Origin of the sequence: uncultured Citricoccus sp. (genome assembly GCF_937871995.1) — a bacterium.
GTDB lineage: Bacteria > Actinomycetota > Actinomycetes > Actinomycetales > Micrococcaceae > Citricoccus.
The window spans coordinates 1-14,886 of record NZ_CALMQR010000007.1; the positions used below are offsets into that span (position 1 = coordinate 1).

Annotated in this window: 14 protein-coding genes and 2 tRNA genes; 11 read left to right on the forward strand and 5 right to left on the reverse strand. The window is 71.3% G+C overall.

Features of this window, described 5'->3' with window-relative positions; genetic code table 11:
• Positions 1-131: 131 nt before the first annotated feature.
• The gene (locus Q0283_RS00250) at positions 132-485 is read right to left on the reverse strand and encodes a hypothetical protein (RefSeq protein WP_183525242.1); all 354 of its coding nucleotides are present in this window, start codon (positions 483-485) and stop codon (positions 132-134) included.
• Positions 486-593: 108 nt separating this feature from the next.
• Here Q0283_RS00250 and Q0283_RS00255 point away from each other — a divergent pair, with 108 nt between their 5' ends.
• From Q0283_RS00255 to Q0283_RS00280, 6 genes are all read left to right on the forward strand, one after another.
• Positions 594-1,190 (forward strand): TetR/AcrR family transcriptional regulator, encoded by a 597-nt coding sequence (locus tag Q0283_RS00255; protein ID WP_298041893.1) that lies wholly within the window; start codon positions 594-596, stop codon positions 1,188-1,190.
• Positions 1,191-1,326: 136 nt separating this feature from the next.
• Positions 1,327-2,490, forward strand: coding sequence for an ABC transporter permease (locus Q0283_RS00260; RefSeq protein WP_298041895.1), 1,164 nt, complete (start codon positions 1,327-1,329; stop codon positions 2,488-2,490).
• Entirely contained in the window at positions 2,487-3,251 is a 765-nt protein-coding gene (locus tag Q0283_RS00265) for an ABC transporter ATP-binding protein (RefSeq protein WP_183525251.1), read from the forward strand. Before Q0283_RS00260 ends, Q0283_RS00265 begins: the two co-directional genes overlap by 4 nt.
• Positions 3,248-4,081: a spermidine synthase gene (locus tag Q0283_RS00270; RefSeq protein WP_298041896.1), complete on the forward strand. Its 834-nt coding sequence runs from the start codon at positions 3,248-3,250 to the stop codon at positions 4,079-4,081. Before Q0283_RS00265 ends, Q0283_RS00270 begins: the two co-directional genes overlap by 4 nt.
• A 77-nt stretch (positions 4,082-4,158) precedes the next feature.
• Positions 4,159-5,040 (forward strand): formate dehydrogenase accessory sulfurtransferase FdhD, encoded by an 882-nt coding sequence (gene fdhD / locus Q0283_RS00275; RefSeq protein ID WP_040386286.1) that lies wholly within the window; start codon positions 4,159-4,161, stop codon positions 5,038-5,040.
• 35 nt (positions 5,041-5,075) lie between these two features.
• Complete coding sequence (locus Q0283_RS00280) at positions 5,076-6,311, forward strand: VCBS repeat-containing protein (protein WP_298041898.1); 1,236 nt, start codon at positions 5,076-5,078, stop codon at positions 6,309-6,311.
• Positions 6,312-6,407: 96 nt separating this feature from the next.
• Here Q0283_RS00280 and pepN read toward each other — a convergent pair whose 3' ends face one another.
• Positions 6,408-8,987, reverse strand: coding sequence for an aminopeptidase N (pepN, locus tag Q0283_RS00285; RefSeq protein WP_183525260.1), 2,580 nt, complete (start codon positions 8,985-8,987; stop codon positions 6,408-6,410).
• Positions 8,988-9,122: 135 nt separating this feature from the next.
• Here pepN and Q0283_RS00290 point away from each other — a divergent pair, with 135 nt between their 5' ends.
• Together Q0283_RS00290 and Q0283_RS00295 are read left to right on the forward strand one after the other, a co-directional pair.
• Entirely contained in the window at positions 9,123-9,596 is a 474-nt protein-coding gene (locus Q0283_RS00290; RefSeq protein ID WP_010144769.1) for a ribose-5-phosphate isomerase, read from the forward strand.
• A gap of 15 nt (positions 9,597-9,611) precedes the next feature.
• Positions 9,612-10,514, forward strand: coding sequence for an Fpg/Nei family DNA glycosylase (locus tag Q0283_RS00295; RefSeq protein ID WP_183525263.1), 903 nt, complete (start codon positions 9,612-9,614; stop codon positions 10,512-10,514).
• A gap of 21 nt (positions 10,515-10,535) precedes the next feature.
• On the opposite strand, the gene Q0283_RS00300 is transcribed toward Q0283_RS00295, so the two are convergent.
• From Q0283_RS00300 to Q0283_RS00310, 3 genes are all read right to left on the reverse strand, one after another.
• Positions 10,536-11,192 carry an SRPBCC domain-containing protein gene (locus Q0283_RS00300; RefSeq protein ID WP_183525266.1) on the reverse strand — a complete coding sequence of 219 codons (657 nt, stop codon included), beginning with the start codon at positions 11,190-11,192 and terminating at the stop codon, positions 10,536-10,538.
• A 1-nt stretch (position 11,193) separates the two neighbouring features.
• Positions 11,194-11,580, reverse strand: coding sequence for a helix-turn-helix transcriptional regulator (locus Q0283_RS00305; protein ID WP_183525269.1), 387 nt, complete (start codon positions 11,578-11,580; stop codon positions 11,194-11,196).
• Between the two features lie 163 nt (positions 11,581-11,743).
• Positions 11,744-11,817: transfer RNA gene (locus Q0283_RS00310), tRNA-Gly, on the reverse strand.
• A 177-nt stretch (positions 11,818-11,994) separates the two neighbouring features.
• Here Q0283_RS00310 and Q0283_RS00315 point away from each other — a divergent pair.
• The 3 genes from Q0283_RS00315 (at position 11,995) to Q0283_RS00325 (ending at position 14,853) form a co-directional block, all read left to right on the forward strand.
• A tRNA-Pro gene (locus Q0283_RS00315) sits at positions 11,995-12,068 on the forward strand.
• A gap of 100 nt (positions 12,069-12,168) precedes the next feature.
• The gene (gene tig / locus Q0283_RS00320; protein WP_183525272.1) at positions 12,169-13,914 is read left to right on the forward strand and encodes a trigger factor; all 1,746 of its coding nucleotides are present in this window, start codon (positions 12,169-12,171) and stop codon (positions 13,912-13,914) included.
• Positions 13,915-14,256: 342 nt separating this feature from the next.
• Complete coding sequence (locus Q0283_RS00325) at positions 14,257-14,853, forward strand: ATP-dependent Clp protease proteolytic subunit (protein ID WP_040386285.1); 597 nt, start codon at positions 14,257-14,259, stop codon at positions 14,851-14,853.
• Positions 14,854-14,886 lie beyond the last annotated feature (33 nt).

The window sequence follows — 14,886 nt, forward strand, 5'->3', positions numbered from 1 at the left end:
TAGCTGGCCAGCTGCAGGTTGATGGGCTGCATGGGTTACTCCGGTCGGTTCTGGGACGGTCTGGTGCGCTGAGCCGGGTCCGGCCGAACCGTGGGCGGCTCAGCTCGCACCGGGCCTCCATCCGGTCCCGGTCACCAGAACACGGCGATGGCGATGTTGACCAGGGTGAGCCCGCCGACGGCGTGGGCCATGCCGGTGGAGACGTCCTGTCCCCGGCGGACGCGGCGGCGACCCATCACGGCCGCCACCAGGACGGCGAGGAGCACCACGAGCTTGACGGCGATCTTCGCGTGGTTGACCGGGCCGGCGTCGTCGTTCATCTCGAGCAGGCCGACCAGCAGGACGCCGGTGACCAACTGCACCCACGCACCGAGGTGCTGCCACGAGGACACGGTGGGCCGACGGAACATGGCCAACCAGCCGCCGAGGAGGGCGGCGGCGCCGAGGATGTGCAGGAACAGGGAGGCGGAATGCAGGAAGTCCATGGTCAGCCAGCCTACAGAGATGCCGACGCGCTGTCGAAAAGACGGGGAGTGGCTCCGTGACGCGCTGGGGGCGGGGCGTCGAGGGCGGCCGGAGTAGGGTGTGGACTCATGCCACGCATCAGCGAACCCACCGTTGCGGAGCATCGCGCCGCCCGGGAGCGAGCCCTGTTGGACGCCGCCCATGACCTGCTGACGGAGACGGGGGAGGCGCCCTCCCTGTCCCAGGTCGCCCAACGCGCCGGGCTCGCCCGCACCAGCATCTACCAGTACTTCACGTCCAAGCAGGAGCTGCTGCAGGCCATGGTCCGTGACGTCTACCCGCGCTGGACCGAACGGATCTCCGGCGCCATGGACCAGGCCCCCACCGAGGCCGACCGGCTCATGGCCTATGCCGCGGCGAACGTCTCGCTCGTCGCGGAGGGGGCGCACGCGGTGGGCAGCGCCCTGGCGGCGCTGGCTCCCGGGGAGGAGCTGGACGAACAGGCCGCGCGGATGCACCGGGAGGTCCAGCAGCCCCTGGTGCAGACGCTGGAGCGGCTGGAGGTCGAGTCCCCGGAGCAGGTCGCCGAGCTGGTCAACGCGGTGGTCCACGGTGCCACGCTGCTGCTGGAGTCCGGTCAGGACCTCGAGGCGGCCCTGAGGCACCTGCAGGTGGTCCTGGGGCCCATGGTGCGCGAGTGCGGCGGGCGGGGAACGATCGACTGACGGGCTCGAGGAGGGATGCCCGGGCGGGGCTTCCGCCGAGGCGGGATCCGGATTTCCGGTGCAGCCAGTCTTCATGACACACTGTCGATATCTTCTCGACACTCTGTCGCATACTTGACTGAAGGACTCCTTCCTCATGTTCCTCGCACTGCGCGAATTAGCCTTCGCCCGTGGCCGTTTCAGCCTGATGGGCCTGGTCATCGGCCTCATCGCCATCCTCATGGTGTTGCTCTCCGGCCTCTCCTCCGGACTCGTGAACGACGGGGTCTCGGGGCTGAAGTCCCTGCCCGTCTCCGCCTTCGCCTTCGATGAGGGCACCAAGACCGACAACGCCTTCTCCCGGTCCGTCGTGGACACCGACCAGCTCGCCGCCTGGCGCGGCCAGCCGGACGTGGCGGAGGCAGAACTCATGGGCACCTCGATCATGAACGCCGTCACCGACGACGGGCAGCAGGTCGACCTCACCATGTTCGGTGTGGAACCGGACGGGTTCCTGGCCCCCGAGGCGGCTGACGGCGGCGCCCTGGACGGGCCGGCCGGCATCGTGGTCTCGGAGAGCCTGCGGGGCGAGGGCATCGACCTCGGCACCGTCATCACCCTGGACCGGATCAACACCGAACTCGAGGTCGTCGGCTTCACCGAGGGCCAGGCGACCTTCGGCCACGTGGACATCGCCTACCTTCCCCTGGCCACCTGGCAGCTGATCGCCGCCGGCCAGGCCCCGGACGGGGCGGCTCCCACCGACGCGCACCTGGCCGCCCTGGACTTCGACCAGGCCTCGGTCATCGCCCTGCAGGGGGCGGAGGGCTCGGAGCTGGCGGTCGGTTCGGCCGAGGCGTTCGCCGCCGGGGACGCGGCGGCCACCACGACCACCCTGTCCCTGGAGGAGTCGTTCAACGCCTCTCCCGGGTACCAGGCCGAGACCATGACCCTGAGCATGATCCAGGTCTTCCTGTACGCCATCGGGGCCCTCGTGGTCGGCGCCTTCTTCACCGTCTGGACCATCCAGCGCGGACACGAGCTCGCCGTGCTGAGGGCCCTGGGCGCCTCGGCCGGATACCTGCTGCGTGACGGCCTGGCCCAGGCCTCCATCCTGCTGGTGTCCTTCACCGCCCTGGGCGTCGCGGCCGGCGTCGGGCTCGGCTCGCTGATGCCCGAGGGGATGCCGTTCGCCCTCGAGGCCCAGCCCATCGCCGTCGCCTCGGCGCTGACGATCCTGCTGGGACTCGTCGGCGCGGCCGTGGCCGTGCTGCGCGTGACCCGCATCGAACCGATTTCTGCCCTGGGAGGCAACCGATGAGCACCACCGTCGACCACCACCGCGAGCCCGCACAGGACCGGTCCGCCCCGGGCCCGGCCGGGAGCCTCGGCCTGCACCTGCGTGACGTCACCCTCGAGGTCGGTGACGGCGGGGAGAAGGTCCGCGCCCTCGACCACGTCGACCTCAGCGTCGCCCCCGGGGAGTTCGTGGCCGTCATCGGCCCGTCCGGGGCCGGCAAGTCCTCCCTGCTGGCCGTCGCGGGAGCACTGGCCGCACCGACCTCCGGCGTCGTCGAGGTGCTCGGGCAGGACCTGGCCGGCCTGCGCGGACAGGGGCAGCTGGCCGCGTTCCGGCGGCGCCACCTCGGTTTCGTCTTCCAGTCCGGCAACCTCGTCCCGGCCCTCACCGCAGCCGACCAGCTGCGGCTGGCCCGCCGGATCGCCCACCGCGGCGGCCGGTCCCGGTCCTTCGACCCGGCGCCGTTGCTCGAGGCGGTGGACATGGGGCACCGGGCGGGCCATCGCCCGGGACAGCTCTCCGGCGGGGAACGCCAGCGCGTGGGCATCGCCCGGGCCCTGGTGAACCAACCCAGCCTGTTGCTGGTGGACGAGCCGACCGCTGCGCTGGACCGCCGGCGCAGCCAGGACATCGTGGCCCTGCTGGCCCGCCAGTGCCACCAGCGCGGGATCGCCGGCGTGATGGTCACCCACGACCACGACGTCCTGGACCACTGCGACCGCGTGGTCGAGATGGTCGACGGCCGCCTGGTCGATCGCCGGTCTGTCACACTGAGGCCATGACGCCCCCTGACACCCCCGGTCCCGCGGGCCGCAGTATCCAGCTGAGCGTGTCCGGTGAGCGGGCCCGGATCATCCCGGACGAGCACGACGACGGCAGGGTCCTGGAGATCGGCGGGCAGGTCCAGTCCCACGTGGACCTGGCCGACCCCACCCGGATCCGGTACGAGTACCTGCGCCGGATGGCCAACGTCCTCGACGCCGGGTGGCCGGCCGCCCGGGCGATCCGCATCCTGCACCTGGGCGCCGGAGCGCTCACCCTGCCGCGCTACGTGCAGGCGGTCCGCCCCGGCTCCGTCCAGACCGTCGTGGACCTAGACCGCGAACTGCCCTCGTTCGTCGTCTCCGAACTGCCCCTGCCCGAGGGGACGGAACTGACGGTCGTGACGGGGGACGCCCGCACCGAGCTCGCCGGGCTGGACGCGGAGCCGTTCGACGCGATCGTGCTGGACATCTACACCGGGGTGGACGCCGCCGCGCACCTCACGGGCGAGGAGTTCTACGGCGAACTGCTGGACCGCCTCGGCGGCCAGGGGGTGCTGCTGGTGAACATCGGCGACGATTCCGGCCTGCGGTTCCTGGCCCGGCAGGCCCGGGCGCTGGAGGCCGCGGCCACCGACGCGGGACTCTCCGGGGCCTGGTTGCTGGCCGACGCGACGCTGCTGGACCGGCTGGAGACCGGTAACGCCGTGCTGGCAGCGGGCGGTGCGCTCGCACGCACGGACCTCGAGGACCTGCGTTCGGCGCTGCTGGCCGCCGGGCCGCATCCGGCGGCGGTGCTGGACCCGGCCCGGACCGCGGCGTTCGCGGACCGCGTCACCGGTTCCGCCTAGGTCCCGGGTACCGGTCCGCGCCGGGCCGGGGTGGCTCCCGGTGGCGGCGCACCACCGCAGGGATGGATCATGGGTGCATGAGCAGGAGTGAGTCGCGGGTCCGGGTGGTGCGCGTGAAGGACGGTCGGCGCGAGGCGCGGGCGGACGTGCTGGCCGCGGAGGAACCGTTGGAGATCCGGGTGAACGGACGACGGCTGGCGGTGACCATGCGCACCCCCACTGAGGACTTCTCCCTGGCCGTGGGCTTCCTGCTCAGCGAGGGGCTGATCGGCCAGGCCTCCGAGGTGTCCTCGATCCGCTACTGCGGACGGGACTTCGGGCCCGGGGCCGAGGAGACGGACAACACGGTGGACGTGGTGCTGGCCCCGCACGTGGCGGCACCCGCCCCGGCGCTGGAACGCCACGTGCTGATGACCAGCGCCTGTGGGCTGTGCGGCCGCACCAGCATCGACTCCGTGCGCACCACCACGCGCTATCCCGTGGCCGAGGATCCGATGACGGTGACGGAGCAGACGGTGCTGTCCCTGCCCGAGGTGCTGCGGGAGCGCCAGAAGGTCTTCGACCGCACCGGCGGACTGCACGCCGCCGGCCTGTTCGATGCCGCCACCGGCGAGCTGGTGGCGGTCCGGGAGGACGTCGGCCGGCACAACGCGGTGGACAAGGTGCTCGGCTGGGCCCTGCTGCAGGACATGCTCCCGCTGTCCGGGCACGTGCTGATGGTCTCCGGCCGCGCCAGCTTCGAGCTCACCCAGAAGGCCCTGATGGCGGGGGTGCCGATGCTCGCCTCGGTCTCCGCGCCGTCCTCGCTCGCGGTGGACCTGGCCCGGGAGGCCGGCATGACGCTGGCGGGCTTCGTGCGCGGTGAGCGGTTCGTCATCTACGCCGGGGAGCAGCGCGTCCTCGCCGCCGGGGACCCGGGCGCAGCGGAGTCCTTCTCCGGAGCACGCTCCCGGGCCTAGAATCCCCGCACCGTTCCAGCATCGTCCGGGGGTTCATGATGAGGCGCTCGATCTTCAGCCGCGTGGCGGGCGGCACCTGTGCGGCGGTCCTGGCGGTGGCGGGAGTGGTCCTCGCCGGGCCCGCCCACGCGGCCTCCCAGCCGATGTTCTCCTACGACCGGGGGTGGCGGGTGGACCAGCACGTGCGCGAGCTGGCCGACGTCAACGGGGACGGCCGCGCGGACGTGGTCGGCTTCGGCGGGGCGGGCGTCTACGTGGCCCACGGCCGGGCCAACGGGACGTTCAGCACCCCGAGCCTGAAGATCCGCAGCTTCGGCACCGACCAGGGGTGGTCCAACGCGCGGCACGTGCGCACGGTCGCCGACGTCGACGGCGACGGGCGCGGTGACCTCGTGGGCTTCGGGAATGCCGGGGTCCATGTCTCCTACGCGCAGCCCGACGGGTCCTTCACCCGCGCGGCACTGAAGGTGCGTGACTTCGGGTACGAGCAGGGCTGGAGGGTGGGAGCGCATCCGCGTCTGCTGGCCGATCTCAACGGCAACGGCACTGCGGACATCGTGGGCTTCGGCCATTCGGGGGTGACCATCTCCCACGGGCTGGCCAACCGCACCTTCGCCGGGACCGGCAAGCGGATCGACAGCTACGGCTACGACCGCGGCTGGCGGGTGGAGAAGCACGAGCGACTGCTCGCGGACATGGACGGCAACGGGACGTCGGACATCGTCGGCTTCGGTGACGCCGGCGTGTACGTCTCCTACTTCTCCGCGGCTGGCGATACCTTCACCCGACCCGCCCTGGAGGTCCGGGACTTCGGGTACGCCCAGGGCTGGCGGGTGGAACGCCACCCGCGGATGGTCGACGACATCAGCGGCCACGCGCTGCCCGACCTGATCGGGTTCGGGGCACAGGGGGTCTACGCGGCCTACTCGCGGCCCTACGACCCCGGGGAGCCGAAGTTCCAGCCACCGTCCCTGGAGCTGCGCAGCTTCGGCTACGCCCAGGGGTGGCGGGTGGACCGCCACCCCCGGACGACGGCCGACGTCAACGGCGACGGGATCGGGGACGTGGTGGGCTTCGGCAGCGCGGGCACCTACGTGGCCTACGGGGACGACGACTTCCTGTTCGGTCCGCAGCGGCTGACCACCGAGTTCGGGTACGACGCCGGGTGGTCCCCCGACCGGTACCCGCGGCTCCTCGGCGACGTCAACGGCGACGGCCGGGACGACATCGTCGGCTTCGGCCACTCCGCCACCACCGTCCGCCTCTCCTGACCCGCCGGCGCCGGTCAAGCACCGGCACCGATCAGGCACCGGTGGGTCAGGACGGCCCGGGTCACCCGCACGGGGCGCCCCGGGGCCGTACGCTGGTCAGCCCCGCGCGGCGGCGTCGACCGTCCGCGCCGCGAGGGCGCGCACCGTCTCGTCCCGGGACTCGGCCACGGTCCGGGCCAGCGCCGGCTGCTCCGCCTGCGACCGCGCCACCAGCTCGTCCGCGGCGTCGATGGTGTCCTGGCAGACCTGCGCCCCCGGGAACAACCCGACCGCCGCGGACTCGGCCATCTCGTGGGACCGCGAGGACCACAGTCCTTCCACGGTCGAGAAGAACCGGGGGGCGAACGGGGCCAGCAGGGCAGGGTCGTGCACGCGGTTGAACCCGAGGATCACGTTGCGCTGGGTCGTGTTGGACAGGGACCCGGAGACCACCTGCTCCCACGCGGCCTGCTTGGCCTCGGTGGTCCCGACGGCGGCGCGGGCCTGGGCCGCGGCCAGCGCACCGGTCGCCGTGGGGTCGGCGGCCTCGGCCGCGGCGATCTCGGCCTCCCCGGCGCGGCCGCCGGCCGCGAGCCCGGTGAGCATCTCCCACTTCAGGTCGGTGTTCAGGTCGAGCCCGGCCAGTTCCTCCGCACCCGAGTGCAGGGCCGCGAGGGTGTCCAGCTGGGCGTCGGACCGGGCGTGCAGGGCGAACGCCTTGACGAACTGCAACTGGTGGTCCGACCCCGGCTCCGCGGCCCGGGCCAGTTCCAGCAGACGGGTGGCGGCGGACTCGCGCATCGCCGGGGCGTGGGATGCGGCCGCGTACTGGGACAGGGCGGTGGCCAACTGGCGCAACAGGGTCTGCACCACCGAGGAGTCCCGCTCATGCCCGATGTTGGCCAGCACCAGGTCGGTGAACCAGCCGGCCGTGGCCTCGGCGTCCCGGGTGGCGTCCCAGGCAGCACCCCACAGCAGGGTGCGCGGCAGGGACTCGGCCACGTCCTTCAGCCGCGTGGAGGCGGTCTGCCAGGAGGCGGAGTCCAACCGGATCTTGGCGTAGGCCAGGTCGTCGTCGTTGGGCAGGATCAGGTCCGGGCGCGGCCTGCCGGCCGCCTCGGTCACCTCGGTCACCTCGCCGTCCACGTCCAGCTCGAAGCGGTCGGTGCGCACCAGGCGCCCCGAGTCGTCGGCGGAGTAGAACCCCACGGCCATCCGGTGCGGGCGCAGGATCGAGTCACCGGGCCGGCCGTCTCCCGGCGCCGACTGGCGCAGGCGCAGGGAGGTGATGGCACCGTCGTCGGACTCCTCGCCGTCCACCTCCACGGTGAGGGTGTTGACCCCGGAGGTCTCCAGCCACTGGTGGGTCCACTCGGACAGGTCCCGGCCGGAGGACGCCTCCAGCTCGCGCATCAGGTCCGGCAGCTCGGTGTTGGACCAGGCGTGCTTGCCGAAGTACTCACGCACCCCGGCCATGAAGTTCTCCTGGCCGACCCACGCCACCAGCTGGCGCAGCACGGAGGCGCCCTTGGCGTAGGTGATGCCGTCGAAGTTCACCAGCACGTCCTCCAGGTCCCGGATCTCGGCTTTGATGGGGTGGGTGGAGGAGAGCTGGTCCTGTCGGTAGGCCCAGTTCTTCTCCATCGAGGAGAACGTGGTCCAGGCCCCGGTGTAGCGCGTGTTCTCGGCGGCGGCCAGCGTGGACATGAACTCGGCGAAGGACTCGTTGAGCCACAGGTCGTTCCACCAGCGCATGGTCACCAGGTTCCCGAACCACATGTGGGCCAGCTCGTGCAGGACGGTGATCGCCCGGCGCTCGATCATCGCCTCGGTGACCGTGGAGCGGAAGACGTAGTTCTCCAGGAAGGTCACCGCCCCGGCGTTCTCCATGGCCCCGGCGTTGAACTCGGGCACGAACAGCTGGTCGTACTTCTCGAAGGGGTAGGGGGTGCCGAACTGGGCCTCGAAGAACTCGAAGCCCTGGCGGGTGAGCTCGAAGATGTTCTCGGCGTCCAGGTGCTCGAACAGGGAGGCGCGGCAGTAGGCGCCCAGCGGGATGGTGCGGCCGTCCGCGCTGGTCAGCTCGGAGTGGGCGGACCGGTACGGTCCGGCGATCAGGGCGGTGATGTAGGAGGAGATCCGCGGGGTGGGGGAGAAGGACCACATGGCGGTGCCCTCCGCGGCCCGGACGGGCTCGGGCGTGGGGGAGTTCGAGACGACGCTCCAGTGGTCCGGGGCGGTCACCGTGAAGGCGAAGGCCGCCTTGAGGTCGGGCTGCTCGAACACCGCGAACATGCGCCGGGAGTCCGGGACCTCGAACTGCGTGTACAGGTAGGTCTCGTCGTCCACCGGGTCCACGAAGCGGTGCAGGCCCTCGCCGGTGTTCATGTAGTCCGCCAGCCCGTCCACCACCAGCGTGTTGTGCTCGGCCAACGGACCCACCGTGATGCGCGTGCCGTCGAAGGCGTCCGCGGCCAGCCCGGTGCCGTTCAGGGTGACGGTGGGCGCCTGGCTGGAGACGAAGTCGATGAACGTGCTGCCCCCCACCGCCTCGGGCGCCGCCGTGAAGGTGACCGTGGTCGTCGAGCGGAAGTGGTCGCCGTCGAGGGTGACGTCCAGGACGACGTCGTAGGACTCCACGGACAGGGCCTGAGCACGCTGCTGGGCCTCGGCACGGGTGATGTTCTGGCTGGACACGGGACCTCCGGTCGGGAACGGGTTTGTGAAAGGACTGCTGGCTATCGTGGTCATTGTGCCATCGGCCACCATCGTGAGGATAGGGCTAGGCTGATCGCTGGCCCGAACCACCCGTCCGTCCCCCAGGAGCAGTCCATGCGCGTCCACATCGCCACCGACCACGCCGGCCTCGAGCTCAGCGCCCACCTCATCCGTCACCTCGGGGAGCAGGGGTACGAGATGGTGGACCACGGGCCGCAGTCCTATGACCCGCAGGACGACTACCCGGCGTTCTGCATCCGCGCGGCCCAGGCCGTGGTGGTGGACCAGCGGTCCGGCGTCGAGGCGCTCGGGATCGTGCTCGGCGGCTCGGGCAACGGTGAGCAGATCGCGGCGAACAAGGTCCGTGGTGTCCGCGCCGCGCTCGCGTGGAACCTGGAGACCGCCCGGCTGGCCCGGGAGCACAATGACGCGAACGTGATCGCCGTCGGTGGCCGCCAGCACTCCCTGGAGGAGGCCACCGGGCTCATCGAGGCCTTCCTCGCCGAGCCGTTCTCCGGCGATGAGCGCCACGTGCGCCGCATCGGCAAGATCGCGCACTACGAGTCGACCGGCGAGGTGCAGGACTGACCGGGAGGCCTGCCCGTGCCTGAGGGCCATTCGATCCACCGCCTCGCCCGCCAGTTCGGGGACGTCTTCGGCGGTGAACGGCTGCGGGTGAGCTCGCCGCAGGGACGCTTCACCGACGGCGCACGGCGACTCGACGGCGCCGTCCTCGTGGACGCCCGGGCCCACGGCAAGCACCTGTTCCTCGACTTCGACGTGGACCTGGTGCTGCGCGTGCACCTGGGGCTCTACGGGGCCTGGAGCTTCGGCGGGGACGAGACCTTCCGGGGCGCCTCCTCGATCGGCGCGCCGCGGAGGATGGGGGAGACGGAGACCCCCGACGACGGCGGGGCCCGCGCGTACTCCGGTCCGCCGGAGCCGGTGGGCCAGGTCCGGGCGCGGCTGGTGTCCGCCCATGGCTGGGCGGACCTGCGAGGACCCAGTGCCTGCGAGGTGATCACCCCCGGCGAGGCCGAGGGCGTCGTCGCGCGACTGGGACCGGACCCCCTCGTGACCGGTACCGGCCCCGGGGCGTTCCTGGAGCGGCTGTCCCGCCGCTCCGTGGCCCTGGGCCAGTTGCTGATGGACCAGTCGGTCCTGGCCGGCGTCGGGAACATCTACCGGGCCGAGTCCCTCTTCCGCGCCCGGCTCGACCCCTGGCTGCCCGGACGGAGGGTGGGCGAGGAGGACGGCGTGCGGCTGTGGGACGACCTGGTGGACCTGATGGCCGACGGGGTCCGGGTCGGCCGGATCATCACCACGGACCCGGCACACCGGGACGCGGTGGGCCCTGACGGCGGACCGGCGCCCCTGTGGCCCGACAACGCGTACTACGTGTACCAGCGCGAGGGACTGGACTGCCGGGTGTGCGGCGCCGAGGTCAGGGTGACGCAGATGCAGGCGCGGAACCTGTTCTGGTGCCCGCGCTGCCAGGCGTCCTGACCGGCACACCGCCTCGGCCGGTCATCCGCCCGCCCCGGTGTAGAACCCGTAGGTGGCATCGGCGTTCCTCGCGGCGTGCTCCGGATCGGCGCCGTCCGCCACGTGGGCCGCGGCCCATCCGTCGGCGCAGCCGCGGTAGAACGACCTGCCCTCGTCCGTGAGGGCCCACGCCTCCGCCTCGCCGGGGGAGAGGGAACCCTCGGTGGCCCCCAGGTGCAGTGACAGCCCGAGCAGCCCACCGTCCCAGCCGACGCCCGTGGCCCCGGGGCCGTAGGTATCCCACATCCCCGCGGGCATGTCGGCCACGCGGGCCACGTGCTCGATCGCGCACCGGGTCCGCTCGCCCTCTGCCGTCAGCCGGACGGTCACCCAGGAGACGCCCCCGCCGAACTCCCACGTGATCCGGTAGGACGCAGTGCCTCCGGTCGGCGGGGTGCACTCGAGCACCTCTCCGCCGGCGTTGCCCTCCAGCTGATAGCGTCCGCCGGGCTCCAGCTCTCCGGTGACGGGCAGGAACCAGCGCCTGATGCGATCCGCGGTCGTCACGGCCTCCCAGACGTCGTCGATCGGCGCCGGGTAGGCCTGTTCCAGTGTCTGGACGTGGGAGGGTTCCCCCTCGCGGTCCTCGGTGTGGATGCCCCGCGTCACGGCTGCCAATTGGGACTGGACGTCGACCATGTCATCTCTCCTTGCTGGGTGGGTCCTCCCCGGGGTGTTCCCCGGGGTCACGCTCGGCCGCGAGCCGCCGGTCCCGCCTCCCGCGCGCCAGCTCGGTGCCCAGGGCGTCGAGCCGGGGTTGCCAGAACCGCTCGAAGGCGCTGAGCCACTGGCTCGCCTCCCGGGGGCCCTCGGCACGCACGGCGTAGAGCCGGCGGGTCCCCTCGGGCCGGACGGAGGCGAAGCCGTGCTCCCGCAACACCCTCAGGTGCTGGGAGACCGCGGGTTGGCTGATGCCGAACTCCTCCTGGATCACGGCGCCGATCTCGCCCGCGCTCAGTTCCCCGTCGACGAGCATCTCGAGGATGCGCCGCCGGACCGGGTCGCCGAGGACGTCGAGTGCGTGCATGGACCCAAGGTTTCACCCGAACTTATATAAGTCAATACTGATTCAGCGGGACGGGAGTTCCCTGGGGGCAGGGGCCTGGGACTGTCCGGCGGGGCGCGCTGCGGGCACGGGCCCGGAACGCGGCAAGGGCCCCGACCTGTGCGGTCGGGGCCCTTGCCGGCAGTGGAGGGGATGACGGGAATCGAACCCGCGTAGCCAGTTTGGAAGACTGGGGCTCTACCATTGAGCTACATCCCCACGGCGCCGCATCCCGCCACATCGGCCGGGAACAGCGTGGTAGAGCGTACCAAGGATCGAGGCGACGCCGCAAAGCGGCAGGCGTACCGCCGCCGGGCCCCGGAGGTCGCCGGAATGCGGACCATGGCGTGGGAATGCGTACACTGGTCTCTGGCCAGAAACGGCCAGGGCCGTCTGCGGGGTGTAGCTCAGCTTGGTAGAGCGCGCGCTTTGGGAGCGTGAGGCCGCAGGTTCAAATCCTGTCACCCCGACGTCATGGCCCCCGGTGGGGCCTGATTCACCGGATGCCCGGCGGCCGGGCAACGAGAAGTGCCCATCAGACGAGACAAGCAATCCACACAGGAGTCCTAAGTGGTCAAGAGCACCGCAGAAAACCTCAGCCCGACCCGGGTCAAGCTGGACGTCGAGGTCCCCTTCGAGGACCTCAAGCCACGCCTGGACGATGCCTACAAGACCGTGGCCAACCAGATCCAGGTCCCCGGCTTCCGTAAGGGCAAGGTTCCGGCGCGCATCATCGACCAGCGCATCGGGCGTGGCTACGTGGTGGAGACCGCCGTCAACGAGGGTCTGAACGACTTCTACCAGCAGGCGCTGATCGAGACGGAGACCACCCCGATGGCCCGTCCCGAGGTCGAGGTCACCTCGATGCCCGGTGTCGACGGCGATGCCGAGGGCCCGCTGAAGTTCACCGTCGAGGTGGACATCCGCCCGGAGATCGAGTTGCCGGACTACAAGGGTCTGAAGGTCACCGTGGAGCCCGCCGCGGCCTCCGAGGAGGACGAGCAGAAGGCCCTGGACGAGCTGCGCTCCCGCTTCGGCACCCTGAAGGCCGTGGACCGCCCCGCCGCCCAGGACGACTTCGTCACCATCACGCTGACCGCCAGCATCGGCGACGAGCAGGTCGACCACGCCGAGGACCTGTCCTACCAGGTCGGCGCCGGCACCATGCTGGACGGCATGGACGAGGCTCTCGAGGGCCTCTCCGCCGGCGAGGACGCCGTCTTCGAGACCACGCTGGCCGGTGGCGAGCACTCCGGCGAGAAGGCCACCGTCAAGGTCGTCCTGGGCTCCGTCAAGGAGCGCGAGCTGCCCGAGGCCGATGACGACTTCGCCCAGCTGGCGTCCGAGTTCGACACCATCGAGGAGCTGAAGGCCGACCTGAAGGCCAAGGCCGCCGAGGGCGCCGTCACCGGTCAGGGCATCGAGGCCCGGGACAAGGTCCTGGAGGAGCTGGTCAAGCTCGTCGAGGTCCCGGTGCCCGACTCCGTGGTCACCGAGCAGGTCGAGCAGCACTTCGCCCAGGGCGGCCACGCCGAGGGTGACGACCACGACACCGAGGAGCACCGCGCCGAGGTGGAGCAGAACGCCCGCGAGGCCTTCCGCAACGAGATCATCCTCGACAAGGTCGCGGACGCCGAGGAGATCGGCGTGGACCAGGGTGAGCTGATCGAGTACATCATCTCCACCTCCCAGCAGTACGGCATGGACCCGAACCAGTTCGCGCAGATGCTGGACCAGGCCGGCCAGGTCCCGATGATCATGGGCGAGGTCCGCCGCCGCAAGGCGCTGGCCAAGGTCCTGGAGTACGCCGAGGTCACCGACACCGAGGGCAATGCCGTGGACCTGACCGCCTTCGTGACCCCGGGTGGTGCCGAGGCCGTCGAGGCCGACGCCGCTGAGTCGGCGGAATCCGCTGACTCTGCCGACTCAGCTGACTCGGCGGATTCCGCCGACAGCGCTGACTCCGCCCCGTCGCCGGCCGAGGCCGCCGAGGAGGCTCCGGCCAAGAAGGCCCCCGCCAAGAAGGCCCCCGCCAAGAAGACCCCGGCCAAGTCCGCCGCCGCCACGGCAGATGACGCAGAGGCGGAGGAGTCCGAGGCCCCGGCCAAGAAGGCCCCCGCCAAGAAGGCTCCGGCGAAGAAGGCCCCGGCCAAGAAGGCCCCGGCGAAGTCCGCTGCCGCCCAGGCCGAGGACTCCGCCGAGGAGTCGGAGGCCCCGGCGAAGAAGGCTCCCGCCAAGAGGGCCCCGGCGAAGAAGGCCCCGGCCAAGTCCACCGCCGCCAAGGCTGAGGAGAAGGCCGAGCCCACGGAGGCCTGAGCCTTCCGGGGCGTCGCCTGCGCGGCAGGGTGACCCCCGGCAGGTGACCCCTGGCCGGGCCGGACTGCCCGCCATCACCCGGATGCCCGGGCCCACGGACCATCGGTCCGGGGGCCCGGGCATCCTGCGCACCGCCCCGCACGGCTCCGCTGCTCTGCCGGCCGTGCGGGGCGGCGTCGGGACTGCACGCCAACAGCGAACAGCCGGGTCAGAAGGACCCGGGTGGGGTGCGGGGCCAGTAGTCTCTGATCAAGACCCGTGCCACCGGTGTATCCGGTGGACACCTGAAGTCCATCAGAAGGAAGGCAGGGCGCCATGTCCGCATCGTCCACTGCTCCCCGTATGGCGTCGGTTGACCCGGCGGCCCGCGAGGACTACATCTACAACCGCCTGCTCAAGGAACGCATCATCTGGCTCGGTTCCGAGGTGATGGATGAGAACGCGAACGCCATCTGCTCCCAGATGCTCCTGCTGTCCGCCGAGGACCCGGAGAAGGACATCTACCTGTACATCAACTCCCCGGGTGGGTCCATCACCGCGGGCATGGCGATCTACGACACCATGAAGTACATCCCGAACGACGTGGTGACCGTGGCCACCGGCATGGCCGCCTCGATGGGCCAGTTCCTGCTGTCCTCCGGGACCAAGGGCAAGCGTTACGCCACGCCGCACGCCCGCATCCTGATGCACCAGCCCTCCGGCGGCATCGGCGGCACGGAGTCTGACATCCGCATCCAGGCCCAGCTGATCCTGCACATGAAGCAGGTCATGGCCGAGCTCACCGCGGAACAGACCGGCCAGACCGTGGACACGATCCTCAAGGACAACGAGCGGGACAAGTGGTTCACCGCCCAGGAGGGCCTGGAGTACGGGTTCTTCGACCACATCGCCGAACGTGCCGGCACCGTGTCCGGCGGCGGAGGCGTGGACAACTCCTGATCCCCCGGATCGAGACCGTCCGCCCGACTCCCA

Excerpts from the sequence above, each read along its gene's own strand:
- Q0283_RS00250 (WP_183525242.1), bottom strand. The coding sequence starts at position 485 with ATGGACTTCCTGCATTCCGCCTCCCTGTTCCTGCACATCCTCGGCGCC.
- Q0283_RS00255 (WP_298041893.1), top strand. The coding sequence starts at position 594 with ATGCCACGCATCAGCGAACCCACCGTTGCGGAGCATCGCGCCGCCCGG.
- Q0283_RS00260 (WP_298041895.1), top strand. The coding sequence starts at position 1,327 with ATGTTCCTCGCACTGCGCGAATTAGCCTTCGCCCGTGGCCGTTTCAGC.
- Q0283_RS00265 (WP_183525251.1), top strand. The coding sequence starts at position 2,487 with ATGAGCACCACCGTCGACCACCACCGCGAGCCCGCACAGGACCGGTCC.
- Q0283_RS00270 (WP_298041896.1), top strand. The coding sequence starts at position 3,248 with ATGACGCCCCCTGACACCCCCGGTCCCGCGGGCCGCAGTATCCAGCTG.
- fdhD (WP_040386286.1), top strand. The coding sequence starts at position 4,159 with ATGAGCAGGAGTGAGTCGCGGGTCCGGGTGGTGCGCGTGAAGGACGGT.
- Q0283_RS00280 (WP_298041898.1), top strand. The coding sequence starts at position 5,076 with ATGATGAGGCGCTCGATCTTCAGCCGCGTGGCGGGCGGCACCTGTGCG.
- Q0283_RS00290 (WP_010144769.1), top strand. The coding sequence starts at position 9,123 with ATGCGCGTCCACATCGCCACCGACCACGCCGGCCTCGAGCTCAGCGCC.
- Q0283_RS00300 (WP_183525266.1), bottom strand. The coding sequence starts at position 11,192 with ATGGTCGACGTCCAGTCCCAATTGGCAGCCGTGACGCGGGGCATCCAC.
- Q0283_RS00305 (WP_183525269.1), bottom strand. The coding sequence starts at position 11,580 with ATGCACGCACTCGACGTCCTCGGCGACCCGGTCCGGCGGCGCATCCTC.
- Q0283_RS00325 (WP_040386285.1), top strand. The coding sequence starts at position 14,257 with ATGGCGTCGGTTGACCCGGCGGCCCGCGAGGACTACATCTACAACCGC.